Source organism: Nocardiopsis ansamitocini, from assembly GCF_030268225.1.
GTDB classification, from domain to species: Bacteria; Actinomycetota; Actinomycetes; order Streptosporangiales; family Streptosporangiaceae; genus Nocardiopsis_D; species Nocardiopsis_D ansamitocini.
This window is the reverse complement of the sequence record NZ_BSQG01000001.1, coordinates 1,190,496-1,208,867: the sequence shown is the minus strand read 5'-3', so window position 1 is coordinate 1,208,867 and position 18,372 is coordinate 1,190,496. Positions and strand designations below refer to the sequence as shown.

17 protein-coding genes and 3 tRNA genes are annotated in these 18,372 nt (G+C 66.9%); 11 read left to right on the top strand and 9 right to left on the bottom strand.

The genetic code is table 11. The annotated features are described in order from the left end of the window. Positions 1-63 precede the first annotated feature (63 nt). On the bottom strand, positions 64-585 hold the full coding sequence (locus QSJ59_RS05430; RefSeq protein ID WP_285757564.1) for a PPA1309 family protein: 522 nt from the start codon (positions 583-585) through the stop codon (positions 64-66). A 399-nt stretch (positions 586-984) separates the two neighbouring features. Between QSJ59_RS05430 and QSJ59_RS05425 the strand changes: the two genes are divergently transcribed. The 4 genes from QSJ59_RS05425 to QSJ59_RS05410 all read left to right on the top strand — a co-directional run bounded on the left by QSJ59_RS05425 (position 985) and on the right by QSJ59_RS05410 (position 4,686). Next, positions 985-4,020: a UPF0182 family membrane protein gene (locus QSJ59_RS05425; protein ID WP_285757563.1), complete on the top strand. Its 3,036-nt coding sequence runs from the start codon at positions 985-987 to the stop codon at positions 4,018-4,020. Positions 4,021-4,117: 97 nt separating this feature from the next. Then, a tRNA-Met gene (locus QSJ59_RS05420) sits at positions 4,118-4,194 on the top strand. 169 nt (positions 4,195-4,363) lie between these two features. Continuing rightward, a tRNA-Met gene (locus QSJ59_RS05415) sits at positions 4,364-4,440 on the top strand. Positions 4,441-4,609: 169 nt separating this feature from the next. Continuing rightward, a tRNA-Met gene (locus tag QSJ59_RS05410) sits at positions 4,610-4,686 on the top strand. A gap of 37 nt (positions 4,687-4,723) precedes the next feature. Here QSJ59_RS05410 and QSJ59_RS05405 read toward each other — a convergent pair. The 5 genes from QSJ59_RS05405 to aroA form a co-directional block, all read right to left on the bottom strand. Continuing rightward, on the bottom strand, positions 4,724-4,963 hold the full coding sequence (locus QSJ59_RS05405) for a hypothetical protein (RefSeq protein WP_285757562.1): 240 nt from the start codon (positions 4,961-4,963) through the stop codon (positions 4,724-4,726). A gap of 380 nt (positions 4,964-5,343) precedes the next feature. Next, positions 5,344-5,886 carry a hypothetical protein gene (locus QSJ59_RS05400; RefSeq protein ID WP_285757561.1) on the bottom strand — a complete coding sequence of 181 codons (543 nt, stop codon included), beginning with the start codon at positions 5,884-5,886 and terminating at the stop codon, positions 5,344-5,346. A 46-nt stretch (positions 5,887-5,932) separates the two neighbouring features. Further along, on the bottom strand, positions 5,933-6,739 hold the full coding sequence (hisN, locus tag QSJ59_RS05395) for a histidinol-phosphatase (RefSeq protein WP_285757560.1): 807 nt from the start codon (positions 6,737-6,739) through the stop codon (positions 5,933-5,935). Between the two features lie 202 nt (positions 6,740-6,941). Beyond that, entirely contained in the window at positions 6,942-8,033 is a 1,092-nt protein-coding gene (gene rsgA / locus QSJ59_RS05390; RefSeq protein WP_285757559.1) for a ribosome small subunit-dependent GTPase A, read from the bottom strand. Further along, a complete protein-coding gene (gene aroA / locus QSJ59_RS05385) occupies positions 8,030-9,307 on the bottom strand; it encodes a 3-phosphoshikimate 1-carboxyvinyltransferase (RefSeq protein WP_285757558.1) in 1,278 nt (425 codons plus the stop codon). The genes rsgA and aroA overlap by 4 nt, the downstream gene beginning before the upstream one ends. A gap of 55 nt (positions 9,308-9,362) precedes the next feature. On the opposite strand from aroA, the gene QSJ59_RS05380 reads away from it, so the two are divergent. Next, positions 9,363-9,881, top strand: coding sequence for an OsmC family protein (locus tag QSJ59_RS05380; protein ID WP_285757557.1), 519 nt, complete (start codon positions 9,363-9,365; stop codon positions 9,879-9,881). A gap of 127 nt (positions 9,882-10,008) precedes the next feature. On the opposite strand, the gene QSJ59_RS05375 is transcribed toward QSJ59_RS05380, so the two are convergent. Further along, positions 10,009-10,716: a TetR/AcrR family transcriptional regulator gene (locus QSJ59_RS05375; RefSeq protein ID WP_285757556.1), complete on the bottom strand. Its 708-nt coding sequence runs from the start codon at positions 10,714-10,716 to the stop codon at positions 10,009-10,011. Between the two features lie 175 nt (positions 10,717-10,891). After that, complete coding sequence (locus QSJ59_RS05370; RefSeq protein ID WP_285757555.1) at positions 10,892-11,407, bottom strand: DoxX family membrane protein; 516 nt, start codon at positions 11,405-11,407, stop codon at positions 10,892-10,894. Between the two features lie 90 nt (positions 11,408-11,497). On the opposite strand from QSJ59_RS05370, the gene QSJ59_RS05365 reads away from it, so the two are divergent. Continuing rightward, complete coding sequence (locus QSJ59_RS05365; protein WP_285757554.1) at positions 11,498-12,358, top strand: SOS response-associated peptidase; 861 nt, start codon at positions 11,498-11,500, stop codon at positions 12,356-12,358. A gap of 79 nt (positions 12,359-12,437) precedes the next feature. Here QSJ59_RS05365 and QSJ59_RS05360 read toward each other — a convergent pair whose 3' ends face one another. After that, positions 12,438-13,268: a methyltransferase domain-containing protein gene (locus tag QSJ59_RS05360; protein WP_285757920.1), complete on the bottom strand. Its 831-nt coding sequence runs from the start codon at positions 13,266-13,268 to the stop codon at positions 12,438-12,440. Positions 13,269-13,788: 520 nt separating this feature from the next. On the opposite strand from QSJ59_RS05360, the gene QSJ59_RS05355 reads away from it, so the two are divergent. The 5 genes from QSJ59_RS05355 to QSJ59_RS05335 all read left to right on the top strand — a co-directional run bounded on the left by QSJ59_RS05355 (position 13,789) and on the right by QSJ59_RS05335 (position 18,359). After that, positions 13,789-14,427 carry a sigma-70 family RNA polymerase sigma factor gene (locus tag QSJ59_RS05355; RefSeq protein ID WP_285757553.1) on the top strand — a complete coding sequence of 213 codons (639 nt, stop codon included), beginning with the start codon at positions 13,789-13,791 and terminating at the stop codon, positions 14,425-14,427. Next, on the top strand, positions 14,424-14,708 hold the full coding sequence (rsrA, locus tag QSJ59_RS05350) for a mycothiol system anti-sigma-R factor (RefSeq protein WP_285757552.1): 285 nt from the start codon (positions 14,424-14,426) through the stop codon (positions 14,706-14,708). The genes QSJ59_RS05355 and rsrA overlap by 4 nt, the downstream gene beginning before the upstream one ends. Positions 14,709-15,499: 791 nt before the next feature. Next, positions 15,500-16,780, top strand: a complete 1,281-nt coding sequence (locus tag QSJ59_RS05345) for an HD-GYP domain-containing protein (RefSeq protein ID WP_349497184.1) — start codon at positions 15,500-15,502, stop codon at positions 16,778-16,780. Continuing rightward, complete coding sequence (locus tag QSJ59_RS05340) at positions 16,777-18,075, top strand: HD-GYP domain-containing protein (protein WP_285757550.1); 1,299 nt, start codon at positions 16,777-16,779, stop codon at positions 18,073-18,075. Before QSJ59_RS05345 ends, QSJ59_RS05340 begins: the two co-directional genes overlap by 4 nt. A gap of 71 nt (positions 18,076-18,146) precedes the next feature. Next, on the top strand, positions 18,147-18,359 hold the full coding sequence (locus QSJ59_RS05335) for a biotin/lipoyl-binding carrier protein (RefSeq protein ID WP_285757919.1): 213 nt from the start codon (positions 18,147-18,149) through the stop codon (positions 18,357-18,359). Positions 18,360-18,372: the final 13 nt, after the last annotated feature.

Genomic DNA, 18,372 nt, shown 5'->3' with positions numbered 1-18,372 from the left:
CGTCCTGTGCGGGGACGCTTCTAAGCATCCCCGCACAGGACGGACGACAGCGAGCCCGGCGCCCTACTCCTCCTCGAAGGTGAGTGACAGCGCCGAGGTCAACGCAGGTACGAGGTCTTCGCCGTTGAGTACCTGGTCATCGATGTCGTAACTGCGGATCCGCAGGGCCGCGTGCCGTGCGCCGTCGCGTAGTACCGCCGCGACCATCCGCACCTCGTCACTGCCCGGCTGGCTCTTGGCCCATGCGCCCACGTCACCGCGCTCCGGCGGGTCGAGGGTCGCGTCGGAGCCTTGCACGACCAGCCGCTCCAGCACCAGCGCGCATCCGGTGACCGTCTCCGGCCAGGCGATGCGCCCCAACGACTCTTCCAGCGGCACGTCCGCGGCCAGCGGCTCCTGTTCGATCGGGGTCAGATCATCGGGGCTGACGTCCCCGCTCAACCCCAGCATCCGGGCGAGCTGCGGTTCGCGCTCGACAAGGTCGGTGGTCGGTACCAGCGCGTACACCCGCGCCGGCTGGTCCCAGCCCTGAGCGGAGGCGTGGCGTTCCAGCTCCAGGACGGCTTCGCGAATGTTGAAAGACACCGCACCAGTGTCCCCTGTTTCACCGATTCCCGCTCCACCGCGCCCCAGAGCCTGCCGCGGCGGCTGCGAGTAAGGTCGGGAGCGCGGCTGAGGCGGTCCGGTAATCGTGGCGCGCGGTGATTTCGGTGTCGAAGACATCTCGACCCGGTTTCGGCGCGGTGAAACGGGAACCCCACGCGGCCGCAATAAGTTGCCAGGATGAGGGCACCCCCGTGCCCGTGTCCACAAGCTCCCGACAGCCCTAAACGATTTACGACCAGTACGGCGGGTGATTTCGGGGCAGGCCGCCACACGGTCCCGCAAAGACCCGTGCCCTGCCCGAGCGCCCGCCCGACGACACCCATGTAGGAACGAGGGGGAGGCGTGAGCTTCCGATCGCCCGGCGCACCGTCTGCGCGTATGCCTCGACGATCTCGTTTGCTCGCGCCAGTCGCGGCAGCCGTGGTCGTCATCATCGCCGGCATCATGTTCGCCGCGAATTTCTGGACCGACTACAAGTGGTTTGACTCGGTTGGCTTCACCTCGGTCTTCTGGACCGAGCTGAGGACACGAGCACTGCTCTTCGCCGCCGGTGGCCTCATCATGGCCCTCGTCGTCGGCGCGAGCGTCTATTTCGCCTACCGCACCCGGCCCGCCTACCGGCCCTTCAGCCTCGAACAGCAGGGGCTCGACCGCTACCGCGCTTCCATCGACCCGCACCGCAGGCTCTTCTTCCTGGGTGTCGTCGGCGCGCTCGCCCTGCTCACCGGAGCGTCCGCCAGCGGTGACTGGCAGACCTATCTCCAATTCGTCAACGCCACCGACTTCGGGGTCAACGACCCGCAGTTCGGTATCGACGTCGGCTTCTTCACCTTCATCTACCCCTTCCTGCGGGTGATCCTCGGCTACCTGTTCGCCGCAGTGGTCATCGCCTTCATCGCCGCGGTCATCGTGCACTACCTGTACGGCGGCGTGCGGCTGCAGTCCCAGGGGCAGCGGGCCACCCCGGCCGCCCGGGTCCACCTGTCGATCCTTCTCGGCGCGTTCGTCCTGCTCAAGGCTGCCGCCTACTGGCTGGACCGCTACGGCCTGGTCTTCTCGGACCGCGGATACACCTTCGGCGCGTCCTACACGGACGTCAACGCGGTGCTCTACGCGAAGCTGATCCTGTTCATCATCTCGATCGTGTGCGCGGTTCTGTTCTTCGCCAACATCTACTTCAAGAACGCCATGGTGCCGATGGTCAGCCTCGGCCTCCTGGTGCTCTCGGCGGTCCTGATCGGTGGCGTCTACCCGGCGATCGTCCAGCAGATCACCGTCTCGCCCAACGAGCAGCGGCTGGAGAACCCCTACATCCAGCGCAACATCGACGCCACCCGTGCCGCCTACGGAGTGGACACCGCCGAGGTCACCAACTACGACGCCCGTTCCGAGCTCACCACCGCGGAACTCTCGGCCGAGGCCGAGACCATCCCCAGTGTGCGCCTGGTCGACCCCGCCGTGGTTTCCCAGACCTTCCAACAACTCCAGCAGGTCCGCGGCTTCTACCAGTTCCCCGAGGTCCTGGACGTCGACCGCTACACCACTCCTGAGGGCGACACGGTGGACACCATCATTGCCGCCCGTGAACTCAGCGGACCACCCACCGACCAGGACAACTGGTTCAACCGCCACCTGGTCTACACGCACGGCTTCGGCATGGTCGCGGCAACCGGCAACCAGGTGGACGCCGAGGGGCGCCCGGTCTTCACCGAGTACAACGTTCCGCCGACCGGTGACCTCTCCGAGATCGGCGACGGTTACGAGCCGCGGATCTACTTCGGCCGCGAAGGCGCCGAGTACGTGATCGTCAACGCCGAGAACGAGTACGACTACCCGTTGGACGGCCAGGAGGCCGACGTCCCCACTGTGGAGGACGCGGTCACCCCGACCCCCACCCCGAGCCCCACGCCCACCGCGGACGACGCACCTGCCCCTGGTGACGGCCAGCAGGCTGCCGCAGACACCGAGTCCCCGGCCCCGGAGGCACCGGCCGGCGGCGACGACCCCGCGGCAGAGGGAAGCACCTCGGAGAACGACAGTGGCCAGGCCACCAACCGCTACGACGGTGACGGCGGCGTCCGGCTCAGCAACTTCTTCGACAAACTGCTCTACGCGGTGAAGTACCAGGAGGTCGACATCCTCCTGAACAGTGAGATCAGCAGTAACTCGCAGATCCTCTACACCCGCGACCCCGCCGACCGCGTCGAGAAGGTCGCGCCGTTCCTGACCGTTGACGGCAAGCCCTACCCGACTGTGGTCGACGGCAAGATCCAGTGGGTCCTGGACGCCTACACCACGTCCAACGGCTACCCTTACGCGACTCAGATCGACCTGGCCAACGCCACCACCGACACCTTCACCCAAGGCACCACCGCGGTGAACGCACTGCCCGGCAACCGGGTCAACTACATCCGCAACTCGGTCAAGGCCACCGTGGACGCCTACGACGGTACGGTGACGCTCTACGGCTGGGACGAGAGCGACCCGGTGCTCAAGACCTGGGCCAAGGCGTTCCCCGAGGTCATCACCGAGAAGAAGGAGATCAGCGACGACCTCGGGTCGCACCTGCGCTACCCGGACGACCTGTTCAAGGTCCAGCGCGAGATCCTCAAGCGCTACCACATCACCGACGCCAACGCCTTCTACGGCGGTCAGGACTTCTGGAACGTCCCGGCCGACCCGACCAAGGACGGCGACAACCCGGAGCCGCCCTACCGTCAGACGCTGCGCTTCCCGGGCGACGAGGCGGGAACCTTCTCGCTCACCTCGACCTTCGTTCCGCGCGGTCGTGAGAACCTGGCCGCGTTCATGGCGGTGGACAGCGACGCGTCATCGGAGAACTACGGTCAGCTCAGGCTTCTCGAACTGCCCCGAAGCACTCCGATTCCGGGGCCGGGTCAGGTGCAGAACGCCTTCCAGGCGTCGGCCGACGTGCGCGAGGTGCTGCTCCCGTTGGAGCAGAGCTCGGCTCGGGTCACCTACGGGAACCTGCTCACCCTGCCCTTCGCGGGCGGCCTGCTCTACGTGGAGCCGCTCTACGTACAGGCCGGGGGCAGCGACCAGGCGTCCTACCCGCTGCTGCAGCAGGTGCTGGTGGGCTTCGGCAACGAGGTGGCCATCGGAAGCGACCTCCAGACGGCACTGAACAACCTCTTCGAGGGCGACACCGGGCCCCTGCCCTCTCCGGGAGAGGGCGGGGAAGAACCGCCCGCCGAGGGCTCCACCGGTGGAGGCGCAGCTCCCAGCGGGGATCTCGCAGATGCCCTGGACGACGCGGCCAAGGCCTACGACGAAGGCCAGGAGGCACTGCGTGAGGGTGACTTCGCGGCCTACGGCGAGGCCAACGAGCGGCTGAAGGATGCCCTGGACCGCGCCGACGCCGCGTCTCAAGACGCCGGCGGCGACGGTTCCTAGACGGGGCGGTACGACCTGAGGGGGGCGGGGTTTCCCGCCCCCCTCAGTAAACGATTTGGTGTTCCCCCCAGGTCGCGCTACTGTGAAGGCATACCGACGCGGGGTGGAGCAGTTCGGTAGCTCGCTGGGCTCATAACCCAGAGGTCGCAGGTTCAAATCCTGTCCCCGCTACCAAAGCGGTGAGGGCCGGTCTTCCAAGGGAGGCCGGCCCTTACGCGTTCCCGTGCCGGGGTCCGCCGTTGCGGTGGCTCGGTGTGGTGGTGCTTGAGGTGCAGGTCAAAGCGTTGTGGCGGGTTTGATTTGTGCTTTGTAGTAACCACCTCTAACGTAGTGATCACACCGACGCGGGGTGGAGCAGTTCGGTAGCTCGCTGGGCTCATAACCCAGAGGTCGCAGGTTCAAATCCTGTCCCCGCTACCAAAGCGGTAAGGGCCGGTCTCCTAAGGGAGGCCGGCCCTTACGCGTTCCCGTGCCGGGGTCCGCCGTTGCGGTGGCTCGGTGTGGTGGTGCTTGAGGTGCAGGTCAAAGCGTTGTGGCGGGTTTGATTTGTGCTTTGTAGTAACCACCTCTAACGTAGTGATCACACCGACGCGGGGTGGAGCAGTTCGGTAGCTCGCTGGGCTCATAACCCAGAGGTCGCAGGTTCAAATCCTGTCCCCGCTACCAAAGCGGTAAGGGCCGGTCTCCTAAGGGAGACCGGCCCTTACGCGTTCCCGTGCCGGGGCCTGCCGTTGCGCGCGTCGGCGGCGCCCATTTGCCCGGCCGGCGTCTGGTCGACCACCAGAACCGGTGCCGGAGGCTGTTGGCCCCTGTACCGAACCAGCGCCCCTCGGACGGCTTCCGTCTTGCGGATCGATCCCAACTCGGGGTCCACCACACGGATGGCCGGGTAGTCGAGGGTCTGGCCGTCGACTCGGATGCGGACCGCATCGACGTCGTTCACGACCGAGACGTGATCGGCGTCGGCCCTGCGCAGATCTGGCTCGAACGCCTTGAGATCATCGGGAACCTGAGTCGGCTCGACGCCGAAGGTGACCGGGGGCCGAAGTCGATTTCGGTATAGGACCTGGCGAACCGCTCGTCCACGTCACCGGCGGTCACCACGCTGATGAGCGCACCGATGCCGACGACGACCCCAGCGCGGGAAGGACGGCGGCGGTTCTCGCCAGAGCCGGCCGACGGAGCCGGGCGAAGACGTCGACGGGCGTGCACGATCGGTGTCCGCACGGGGGCGACGGGGCCCGGACGTGGTCAGGCCCTCCACGGTGTTCCACCGGTCTGAACGCGGGAAACGAACGACGTGGAGGGGCCGCGATCATCAGGTCAGCCGACGAAGCCGTCACACGAGAGGAAGTCGGCGCCGTCGAGTGACCACACCACCGTGTACGTGCCGTCGGAGAGACCGGGCGTTGCGGTCTCGAACCCGGTCGGGTAGACCACGTCGACCCAGTCCGTGCCGCTGGCGGTCGCCGTGGCCTCGTGCACCTCGTCACCTGGCGTGCGCACACTCACCGTTACGGGGACCTCCCCCGTCCCTTCGGTGTTGCGCAGCCCGAGTTCGGCGGAGTCCCCGCTGACCACGACCCGGGGCGCGGAGGTCTCCCAAGCACCCTCTGCGCCGCTGTTCTTCAGCGGTGCACACGCCATCGTCTCCTGGTTGAACCGAAGCTCATCGGACTCAGGGTCCGCCGAGTTCTCGGCGGACGCACTCCTCTCCGGAGCCAGCATCTCGGCGAGCTCCTCGGAGGTGGGGTTGTCACTGGCAGCACACCCGCACAACGCGAGAACAGCCGCGGCGACGAGAGCGAGCGGGCCGTTTCGGGCAGGGCGCGCAAGGGGGGAGGGAGAGCTGGGGAGGGGAGGCACGAGCGGCAGATTACTACGCTCGTGCCCCGATCGCATCGAATGCCGGTCAGGTCAGGCGCAGTGGTGTCGGTCCGCCGTTGAGCTGTGTCAGCACTGCGTCATGCAGCGCGCCGTTGGTGCATACCAGCGGGCCGCCGCTGGAGTAGTGCCCTCCACGCAGATTCGTGGCCCGCCCTCCGGCCTCCTCCAGGATGATCGGCAGAGGAGCCGCGTCCCACAGGGACAATTCCGGTTCTGCGGCGATGTCCACTGCGCCCTCGGCGACCATCACGTGCGACCAGAAGTCCCCGTAGGCACGGGTCCGCCACACCGACCTGGTGAGCCCGAGGAAGGAGTCAAGCCGCTGCTGTTCCTCCCAACCGGTCAATGAGGAGAACGACAGCGAGGCGTCCTCCAATTTGGAAACCTTCGACACCGTGCATCGCGTCGCCTTGTGCAGGCTGCGCCCCGTCCATGCTCCGCTGCCCTCAGCGGCCCACCAGCGCCGTTGCAGCGCCGGGGCTGACACCACGCCCACGACAGGCCGTTCGTTCTCCAGGAGGGCAATCAGCGTCGCCCAGACCGGGACGCCGCGGACGTAGTTCTTGGTTCCGTCGATCGGGTCCAGCACCCAGCAGCGAGAGCTGTTGCCGGTGTTGCCGTATTCTTCGCCGATCACCGCGTCCCGTGGGCGCGACCGGGACAGCACGTTGCGCAGCGTCTCCTCCACCAACCGGTCGGCTTCGGTCACCGGGGTCAGGTCGGGCTTGGTCTCGACCTTCAGGTCGAGCGAACGGAAGTGCTTGAGAGCGATGTCGTCCGCCGCGTCGGCTAGGACATGGGCAAAACGCAGGTCATCATCAAAGGCCGCCATGGCGCGTAACGCTACCCTTCCCGCTCAGAGGGCATGAAGACGACGCTCACCGATGAGGCCGCGGATCTTGCATCCAGGATGCCCGGTTGGGTGCCCAGCCGCCCGTCCTGGTCGGCGGACACGCTGCGCCGACACCGTCGCTGATCTCCTTGACCTGTGCGAACGCGGATCCGTGCCGACCGCCGGTTGCTACGTGGTCAGGTCAGTTGCCCCCGGGCTGCCGTTGCGGTGACGCGTCCGCGCCAGGATCGGCCTCGCGACTGGTCAGCAGCCGCCGCAGAGAGGCGACCCGAACGGGATCGATGCGTCCCAGGCCGAGCCAGGTGTCCAGGGCACAGTTGCCGCCTTCCAGGTGCGTGCAACCCGGCGGACACTCCGACACCGCGTCGGAGAGGTCGGAGAAACCCGCCACCACGTCGTCGGGATTGACGTGCGCCAGGCCGAAACTGCGCACACCCGGAGTGTCGATGATCCAGCCGTAGTCGAGCCGGGAATCCCCGTCCTCCGCGCCACGGGCGGCGCGCAGCCGGGCCAGACCCTCGGTACTGGCCACCGCCCCGATCGGCAGGGCCACGGCGGACGTAGAGGTGTGCCGCCCTCGCCCGGTCACCGCATTGACGTGGCCCACCGCTCGCTGGGCTTCCGGAACCAGAAGGTTGACCAGCGTGGACTTGCCGACCCCGGAAGAACCGACCATGACACTCACCCGGCCGAGGAGACGATCGCGCAACCCGGACACGTCCTCGTCCTTCCGCGTTACGACCCAGTCCAGCCCCAGAGCGGAGTAGGCCGTCACGAGCGGTTCCGGTTCGGCCAGGTCGGACTTGGTAAGGCACAACAGTGGTTCCAGGCCAGCGTCGTAGGCCGCCACCAGGCATCGATCGATGAACCGCGGCTGTGGCTCGGGGTCGGCCAGTGCCACGACAATCACCAACTGGTCGGCGTTGGCCACGATCACCCGCTCGACGGGGTCGGTGTCGTCGGCGGTGCGGCGCAGTATCGAGTCGCGTTCCTCCACCCGTACCACCCGGGCGAGCGTGTCGGGCGTTCCCGACAGGTCACCCACCAACGCCACCAGGTCGCCCACGACGATGCTGCCCTTGCCGAGTTCGCGCGCCTTCATCGCCACGACTGTGCGGTCCGCGACCAGGCACCGGTAGCGGCCGCGATCCACAGCGGTCACGAATCCCAGTTCGGCGTCTTCGTGCTTGGGACGGGTACGGGTACGGGGGCGCGATCCGCCCCTGGCACGAACCCGGATGTCGTCCTCGTCGAGGTGGCGGCCGCCTCTCACGAGACGATCCCCGCCCACAGGCCCGGGAAGTCGGGAAGGGTTTTGCCGGTGGTGGCGATGTCCTCGACCTCCACTCCCGGTACCACCAGGCCGATCACGGCGCCTGAGGTCGCCATCCGGTGGTCGTCGTACGAGGAGAAGACACCGCCGTGCAGTTTCCCGGGCCTGACCACCAGGCCGTCGGGCAGTTCTTCGGCGTCGCCGCCCAACCGGTTGATCTCGGTGACCAGCGCGGAGATGCGGTCGGTCTCGTGCTTGCGCAGGTGAGCGACACCGGTGATGCGCGACGGCGTGCTCGCCAGCGCGGCCACAGCCGCGATGGTCGGTGTCAGTTCACCGACTTCGCGCAGGTCCGCGGTGATGCCGCGGATCTCCCCGGTACCGCGCAGGGTCAGACCGTTGTCGGTGAACTCCACCGCGCCGCCCATCTCGGTGAAGAGGGTGCGCAGGGCGTCACCGGGCTGGGTGGTGTGCCGAGGCCAGTCGCGTACGGTCATCGTTCCGCCGGTGACCAGCGCGGCGGCCAGAAACGGCGCCGCGTTGGACAGATCCGGCTCCACCTCGATCTCCACGGCCTTGATCGGCCCGGGGGACACCCGCCAGACATCAGGGGTGCCGGTGTCCACCGACACGCCCGCGGCGCGCAGCATCTCCACCGTCATGTCCAGGTGAGGCTGCGAGGGTACCGGCGGGCCCTCGTGGCGCACCTCGACACCGGCCGAGAACCGGGCACCACTGAGCAGCAGCGCGGAGATGAACTGCGACGAACCCGACGCGTCCAGGGTGACCACACCGCCGGGGACCGTTCCGCGGCCGTGGATGACCAGCGGCAGTGCGCCCCGCCCGCCGTCGTCGATGTCGACCCCGAGGGCGCGCAGTGCCGTCAGCAACGGCCCGACCGGCCGCTCCCGGGCACGGGGGTCGCCGTCGAAGGCCACGTCCCCGCGCGCCAGTGCCGCCAGCGGGGGAACGAACCGCATCACTGTGCCTGCGTTCCCGACATCCAGGACGGCGGGCCCGGTGGGATGCGCAGGGGTGATCGACCAGTCGGCCCCGGTTTCCGTCACGTCGGCTCCCATGGCGCGCAGGGCGGCCGCCATCAGGTCGGTGTCGCGGCTTCGCAGAGGGCGGCGCACCACGCTGGGAGTCTCCGACAACGCGGCCAGGATCATCGCGCGATTGGTCATGGATTTGGAACCGGGCAGGCTGACCGTGGTGTCCACGGGGCCGGAAACGGTCGGCGCGGGCCAGAGCAGCGGTGCGGATTCAGGCATGACAGAAGGTTATCGGGCAGCGAGGTGTGACGACGGTAACCGGTGTCCTGCTGCGATGCTGGACACCGACAGGTCGGTGAGCGGAGGAACAGTGGGGATCAGGCCCAAGGAACACCACTACGAGGTGCGGGTGCGCTGGACCGGCAACACCGGTTCGGGAACGGCGAGCTACAGGGGATACGAGCGGTCCCACGAGGTCGAAGCCCAGGGCAAACCGGTGCTTCTCGGATCGGCCGACCCGTCGTTCCGCGGAGACGAGTCATGTTGGAATCCGGAGGAACTGCTGGTCGCAGCGCTCGCCCAGTGCCACATGCTGTCCTACTTCGCGGTCGCTGCGATGGCCGGTGTCAACGTGTTGGACTATCGCGACTCCGCAACCGCGGTCATGGTCACCAACCCAGGGGGTTCCGGGCAGTTCACCCGGGTGACGCTGCACCCGCAGGTGCTTGTCGCTGAAGAGTCGATGATCGAGACTGCTACGTCGCTGCATGTCAAGGCGGGGGAGCTGTGCTTCATCGCGCGCTCGGTGAACTTCCCGGTCGAGCACGAACCGGTGGTCCGGGCGCGTTCCTGAGCGGTTCCCGCACGTTCTTCGGGGCCAGGCCCGCCAGCGCCATTCGGTGGTGGGGCCGGTCCGCGGCGGCGCCGATTGCTGAAACGGTCGATCGGCGTGCCCTTTTCACTATGAGAGCCGGGCCGGTTCAGCCCGGTTCGCCGATGAGGGCAGCCGCTTCGGCGCAATAGAGCGCAGACGGATCCAGACCCAACGCCGAGAACTGGCCGGTCACCTCCAAGTCGACCAGTCCGTGGATCCGGGACCAGATCAACAGGGCACGTGCCGGCACGGGGCCGTCCACTCCTGCACACGAACCGGCGGTCGACCACTGCTCCTGTCGCTCCTGTTCCAGCGACACCCCGGGACCCTCCGGTGCGAACCGCGCCGGCGTGTCCGACTCGTGGGGGACCACCGCACACAGGATCGCCGCCACGACGCTGTTCGCATGACGTGTCGCCGCACGAGGGGGCACGGTTCCGGTCAGCGGTGTTTTGAAAGCGAGCAGGTATCGGTGCGGTTGGGTCAGGGCCCAACCGCGAAACGCCTCCATCAGTACGCGTAATCGGTTTCCGGCCTCGCCGGCCGGGACGCCGTCCACCGCTGTGCGCACCGTCTGGACGAGGTCCTGGTAGGCGTCGTCGGTCAGTGCCTCGATGAGCGCATCGCGACTGGCGTAGTAGCGGTAGAGAGCGGGACCGGTGATGCCCATCGCGCGGGCGATCGCGTTGAGGGAGAGCCCGTCGGGGCCGAGTTCGGCGAGCCGGCGGAGGGCGTGCTCCTTGATTTCCCGTATGGTCTGTGCCCGATAGCGCTCGCGTCGGGTCGGCTGGGAGCGCGGTGCGTCCTGGGCCATGGGTTCCCTTTCCGCGGGTTTCCGGGGCCGAGTCAGCGTAACAGGGCACGTTTTTGCTGATTTCCTTTAAATAAAGGGATCAATTGTTGTTCACGCTGCTGATCCGGTCCATGCTGGCCGAGGCATGCGTCCGACAGGCGCCGGACCCGTACTGCGCGCCTGTCGGACCCGTGATTTAGCGCGACCGCGCTGCGAGCGCCCGGGCCTGCCGTTCCGCTTTCGCCCGCACACGTGCCGAACCCCGGCGAGCGCGGTCGACCGCATGCTCGGTCTCCCGGCGCAGCGGAGACGGTCGCTTCTTGGGCTCGGTGGCGGCCAGGACAAGTGCGCCCAACAGGCTCAGGTCCTTGACCGCGGTGGCTCGCAGCCGACTGCGCTCCTGAGGGTCTCCGCCCCGCGCCGCGCGCAGATCGGCCAGCAGGGTCGGCACGCTCTGGGCCGCCAGCAGCACGCAGGCGGACCGGTTGGCCTTCCCCGCTATGAGCAGCGTCGCGCCCAGGACGCTGGCCGCTCCCTGGACACGGACCACGAGTTCGGGATCGTCGGGAAGCCAGGTGTAGCGGGCGGACAGCCGGTGCACGGTTGGTTCGAGCTCTTTGGCACGAGGGGCGGGGTCGCGCAGCGACGCCAACCCGTCCAGCAGAAATGGTGCGGCGAGCAGGCGCCGGGCCTGGTTGCGTATTACTCCCATACCTCATCGCTCTACCCTCCTGGGAGCCGAACATCCACCTCCCCGCCGGCGAGTCGGAACCGCCCTTGTCCCGCGACTTAAACTTGCGGTATGTGCGGTCGGTACGCGCTTTCGCGTGATGTCAGTCAGCTCCAGCTCGCGTTCGGATTCTCCGAGCCCCCGGACACGGCCGCGAGAACGGGGCCCAGTACATGGCCCCCGGTGGAGGAACTGGCCCCTGACTACAACATCTCGCCGGGCAAGCACGTCTACGCCGTGCTGGGCCACCCCCCGGCCGCGGCCGGGCCACGGCGCCTCGGGCCCCAGCACCTGGTCACGCTGCGCTGGGGGCTGGTCCCGTCGTGGGCCAAGGATCCCAACGTGGGTTATCGGATGATCAACGCCCGCAGCGAGACAGTCGCCGAGAAGCCGGCGTTTCGCGACGCGTTCGCCCGCCGTCGCTGCCTGATCCCCGCTGACGCCTACTACGAGTGGCAGTTGTTGACGGTGGACGGTCCGGGAGGGGCCCGCCCCGGCACCTCCCCGGCCACCGATCCCGACCACAAGGCACGCAAGGCCAAGGCCGGGAAACGTCCGTTCGCGGTCCACTACGGGGGAGGCCGCCCCCTCGCCCTGGCCGGGATCTTCGAGCGCTGGCGAAACCCCGAACTCCCCGGACAGGACCCTGCGGCCTGGCTGTGGAGCGTCGCGGTCATCACTGCCGAGGCCGAGGCCGGACTCGCGCGCATCCACGAGCGGATGCCGGTCGTCGTCGGGGAACACGACTGGGAGACGTGGCTGGATGCTGATGCCGGGCAGGCCGAACTCCAGGAGGTGTTGGCCGCCACCCCGGTCACCGATCTCACGGCCTACGAGGTCGATGACGCAGTCAACACCATTCGCAACAACGGGCCGGACCTGCTCGCCCCCAGGACGGCGGAGACGAGCACCGGACCCGACACGCTTTTCTGACCGAAACCCGCCCGAGGCCGGAAATGCTCACTGCCGGTTCGCCCAGCCATTGCCTGGCGGGGCGAACCGGCACGAATTCCTACCCGGGTTTTCTCGCACTGGCGAGCAGGTGCACCCCGACGTAGTCGTCGGAGTTGGCCGCCTTCAGTTCCATCTCGACAAGACGGTTCAGGGCGCGGGGGTCGCCGTCCATCATCATCTCCACGGTGGAGGCCGACAGCACGGTGCGCGGTTTGACCCATTCCAGTTCCAGGCCGGCATCGGTGAGGAGTTCGGCGAGCTGTTCGGCGGTGAAGCACCGGGTGATGGTTCCGTCGGGCCAGGGAACCAACAGCACGTCCGCGTTGGGCGCGTAACTGAGCTCGGGCCAGCAGTCCTGTTCGGCGAGCAACGCCATGCCCAGTACCACCGAGTCGACGCACAGCAGGGTGCGGCCGCCGGGACGCAGTACGCGGGCGATCTCCGCGAGGGACGCCTCGGTGACCAGGTGTTGGGAAAGGACCCGGTTGTCGGCGATCACCCCGTCGAAGACCTCGCTGGCAAATCCGGAGAGGAAGGTCGAATCGCCCACCACCGAGCGCAGCCGCCCGGGTTGACGGTGTCTCGGTGAGGGAGCGTGACCGTTGACCAGCTTGAGGGTTCGCCGGGGGGCCGTTTCAACGGACGGGAGCAGGGTGACGACGTCGTGCCCGGCGGCAACAGCGCGCGGTGCACTGCGAAAGTCCGGACCGGAGAGGTCGAGGATGCAGCCGGGTTCACGTGGAAGCCAGCGTGTGAGTTGGGCGGCGGCTACCGCCCAGTAGAAGCGCCAGTAAGCCGACAGGGAGTCGGTGGTGGCGAAATGCGCCGCCGTAGGGCGTGGGGCCGGGATGTCGGCCGCGGGTGCAGTGGATGTTGGTGATACCGCCAGCTGTGCTGCGGAACCGGAGGACGGACGCACGCACACTCCTCTCCCGTCACCGAGCATCGGCGCCCGGCTTTCCTGCGATGGCGGATGATCCGCGGAGGGGCCGGCGTCCCTCGGATAGGTCGAGGTCCGACCGCGCGCCGCCACTTTAGGAGTTCTACCCTCACTTTTGCACGCTGCACGCCTCGGATACAGCTCATGGTGGAAAGTTTCTCCACCAGCGGACACGCCGTCTGAGACCTTCCGCCTGCCTATGGGTACGGACAGGAATCACTGCCGTCCCGGTGTTGTTGGCATCGACGTCACCTTCGGTGGTCCGGTGCCCGGACCCCACCGGCGCCCTCTGCGGTGCCGGTACGCAAACGAGAGCAAAGGCAGGTCAATGTCGGCTTCTACCGGCGGCTTGGTCGCCGAATGCCCGGCCCCCGCCCCGCCCGTCGACAGTGTGCGGCGCGGCTCCCTCCCGACGTATGGTGTTGGTGCGATTGCCACACGGGAGCGCAGTTCAAGGAGGCCGGCGGGCTTGAGTCAGGGCCAGGAGACCATCGACGAGCGAGGGGCTCGGTTCGAACGGGATGTCATGCCGTTCCTGGACCAGCTCTACTCGGCTGCCTTGCGCATGACGCGCAACCCGGCCGACGCCGAGGACCTCGTCCAGGAGACGTTCGCCAAGGCGTTCGGTTCGTTCCACCAGTTCAAGGAAGGGACGAACCTCAAAGCCTGGCTGTACCGAATCCTCACGAACACCTTCATCAACTCTTACCGCAAGAAGCAGCGGGAGCCCAAACAGGCAGGAACCGAGGACGTCGAGGACTGGCAGCTCGCGCAGGCGGCTTCCCACTCCTCCTCCGGGCTCAAGTCCGCTGAGGCAGAGGCGCTGGAACACCTGCCCGACAGTGACGTCAAACGCGCACTCCAGGAGCTCCCCGAGGACTTCAGGATCGCGGTTTACCTCGCCGACGTCGAAGGCTTTGCCTACAAGGAAGTCGCCGAGATCATGGACACCCCCATCGGGACGGTGATGTCCCGGCTCCACCGAGGCAGGCGCCAGTTGCGTTCTATGCTGCAGGAATACGCTCGGGAGCGCGGTTTCGACGCCGCAGGCGCCCGCACGTCGATGGCTGCGGCGACCGGTGGGGCGACTCGGAAGGACCGGCGATGACCTGCGACGGACCGCACGCCACGCCGTGCAGTGAGGTACTCGGCAAGGTCTACGACTACATCGACGGCGAGTTGGGCGAAGAAGGATGCGCCGATATTCGCCAACACCTGAACGAGTGCAGCCCCTGCCTGCGCGAATACGGCCTCGAAGAGGCAGTCAAGAAGCTCGTTGCCAAGTGCTGCGGATGTGACCCCGCTCCTGAGGACCTGCGTGGCAAGGTCCTCGGTCGGCTCGCCGCCGCGCGCGCGGACATGGAGCTGAGGGAGACCCGGGTCGAGTAGTTCCTGTCGCGAATCATGCTCTGGCACGATATAAAAAGAACTCGCAGCACGGCGGCGACCGGTTCACCGGCCGTCGCCGCTGCTTTAATGGCTTAGTGTCCCATTCTGCCGCTAATGTCGGAAGGGTGGGGTTGCGGATTTCGACCCCGACTGCCGTGCGCCGCTGTCCTCCTGTGCAACCCGACACGCCCGGCGGTAGAGGTAAATTAGAGTTTGACGGTCTCCAAGCTCCAAGCAGACCGATATTTCACTCAAAAGTTATGGGCGACTACTCACAGTGATAGTTGCAGCTCTCGATGGTTGTGGTTCGACCGAATCGAGCCCTGTGTATCAGTGGTATTGCTGATTTCAGGAAAAATATCTGATTGCGGAGAGTGACTCCGGAAATTACGAATGGGATTCGTATTTCCGCATTTTGAAAGCGCTGGGACGTTCCTTTCTCGTGGTTGGCCTCCAGTTGGGGATGCTGGAATGTGGCGCCTGGCAACTGCCGTTAAGCTAGCCGCTATATCCACCGTATGGGGTAATTCGTGGCATCGTTCCCGGGGGCAATGTGCAGGGTCGGTGCTGGAAAGGCGGCAAAGATATGAGCTGGATCTTCGCGACACACGCGTTCTATGTGATCGTCACTGCCATCACCACAGTCAACGGCTGGTCCTGGTGGTAGGGCGCAATCTCTGAAACTATGACGGAACGGCTGGCATCAGGACGAGAAGGAGCGGGAATTGCGTGCCCTGCCAGTGGCTGCGCGGTTGTACGTCGGCCTTGTTGTGCTTGGTGCCACCGCCGTCATGGTGCTGGGGCCCTTTGACGGCATCGACCCCGGCACCCTCGTCCTCTTGGCGGTCCTCTTCGTCGTCGCCGAGTCGATCAGCACCCTGGTCCACAGAGGCAAAACCGGTATCTCGCCCAGTTCGTCGGCGTCGCTCGCCGCGGTTGTACTGGTGGGGCCGGTCGGAGCCGCGATCGTGGGCTTTGCCTCCTGCCTGATCTTTCGCCGGCAGGACCTGGTCAAGCGCCTTTTCAACGGCGGACAGTTTGCTTTTGCCGGTTACGCCGCAGGCCACGTGTTCCAGATGCTCGGCGGAGGTGTCGGAGTCCCCGACGAAGACGCCTTCCCGTGGATCGTGCTGCCCTTCGCTGTCGCGGTTCTGGCCTACTCACTGCTCAACAGCTTGCTCGTCGCCGGCCTGCTGTGGTGCTTGGGCGCTGTCCGTATCCAACGGCCGCGGCGGGTGATGTGGCGTCCTCTGGCCACACTGGAGCTTTCCTCGCTCGGTTACGGGATGCTCGGACTGTTCATCGCTGCCATCTGGGGTGCGGTGGGACCCTTTGCGGTGCTCCTGGTACTGATCCCTTTGTTCATCGCCCGGTGGGCTTTCGACCAGTACGTCTCCCAGCAACGGGCCCACGATTCCACCTTGGCCACACTGTGCCAGGCGGTGGAGACCAAGGACTACTACACCCGCGGCCACTGCATGCGGGTGGCCAAGGCCGCCGGGATGATCGCCGACGAGCTCGGAATGTCTGCCGAGCGGGTCCAGACGATGCGCTATGCGGGAATGTTGCACGACATCGGCAAGCTGGGCGTACCCACCAAGATTTTGCAGAAGGCCGGGAAACTCACCGAGGATGAGTTCGCCGCCATCCAGTTGCACCCCATGCGCGGCTACGAGATCGTTCGAGAGATCGACTTCCTGGACGAGGCGCTCGCCGGCATCATGCATCACCACGAGCGTATGGACGGCGGCGGTTACCCGATGGGCCTCGCCGGGGAGGAGATCCCCGAGGCGGCCCGGTTGGTCTCGGTCGCGGACGTCTTCGATTGCCTGACCTCCACCCGCTCCTACCGCACCGCCTGGTCCGCCGAAGACGCGATCATCGAGCTGCGTCGCTGCGCCGGAACCCAATTCGATCCCCGGATGGTCGAGGCACTGGTACGCGCCGTCGACCGTGAGGGTTGGGAAGTCCCCGACCTGGTCGAACCGGACGAGGACGAGTGCGTCACCCACCACGAGCCCGAAGCCCCGGCAGCATCCGTACGGGTCGCGGGGGAGACCACCAGATCATGACAGAGGCCGCCCCTATCGCTCCGGCACCCGCACGAACCAACCCCCCGCACCGCATCGGCCTGACCCGGCCGCTGATCATCGGACTGGCCGTGCTCGTGGCGGTGGGGACGCTGCTGGCCACTCTCGTCACCGGATTCGACCAGCCGCAGGTCGCTCTCGCCTTCGGCGTGCTGGTAGGGCTTGGCGAACTCGCCCGGATCACTCTCCCCGGCCACCGCGAGGTAGCCCCCATCGCCTCGGCTGCCGCCATCGCCTACGCGTTCCTGATCACGATCGGTACGGAGTCGGTCTCGCACACGGCCTGGCAGGTCATTGCCGTCGTCGCAGTCGGCCTGCTGCTGGGCGAGCTGCCGCACATCATGGTCGGTCAATCACCGCACTGGGGGGACCTCGCCAGACGGCTGTTGAGCCTCTCCGTCCTCGCCCTTGTCTTCCGGCCCATCGTCGGCTTCGTCGGACCCGAGGGCGAGCTGTGGTGGGTCTCGCTCGGGCTGATGGCCGGACTCGTGGTGATGGTCTGGGCCCTGGATTCGGTGGCCGCTGCCGCGATCCGTGCAGATCGGCTGCACACGCGTTTTCGGGTCACCCTGCGGGACGAGATGCGCGCCCAGCTCCCCATCGGGATGGCGATCGGCGCATCGGGCATCCTCATGGCGCTGTCGGCCTACGTGATGGGCCTGGCCGCTCTTCTGGTCTTCACCGCCCCTCTGCTGGTCACCCAGGTTGCGTTTCGACGGTTCGCTGAAATCCGGCTCACCTACCTGCAGACTGTGCGGGCGCTCTCCCGGGTCACGGAGGTGGGCGGTTACGTCGAGACCGGCCATTCCCGTCGGGTGAGCGAGCTCTCCCAAGCGGTGGGCTGCGAGCTCGGTATGCGTGAGTCCGATCTCCTGGAACTGGAGTACGCCGCCCTCATGCACGACATCGGTCAACTGTCGTTGCGCGACCCCATACCCAGTGGCGCCACCGTCCTGGCCGCGCCCCGGGAACAGCGGCGTATCGCCGAACTCGGTTCCGCCGTGATCCGCGAGACCGGTGTCCTGGACAGCGTCGCAGAGCTGGTCCGGCGCCAATGCGAGCCTTCGGCGGGCGACGGCGATGACGGGCCGCCTCCGCTGGGGAGCCGGATCATCAAGGTCACCAATGCCTTCGACGACCTGGTCGGAGAGTCCAAGGACGCCGATCGGACCGCAGCTGTCCTGCAGCGGCTGCGGATGGACACCGACCACGAGTACGACGGCTCTGTGGTCGATGCCCTCTCCGCAGTACTGAACCGACCTGCATCGCGGTGGTGAAGGCTGTCAGCGGGTACGTCTCCAAAAGCGTTCGCCGGGTGAACGCTCTTGGAGACAGTGAGGGGCGCACGATGGTCGAGATCCGTGCCGAGACGGTCGCCAACGTCTGGAAGGTCCTCGCAGCTGAGGGAGACGTCCTTGAGGAGGGAGCCGCGGTGGTGATCCTGGAGTCCATGAAGATGGAGATCCCCGTCCTGGTGGAAGACCCGGGAACGCTCGTTCAACTCGTCGTCTCCGAAGGCGACGTGGTTCGGGAAGGGGACCTGCTCGCCGTGGTGGACTAGCATCACCGTCCCG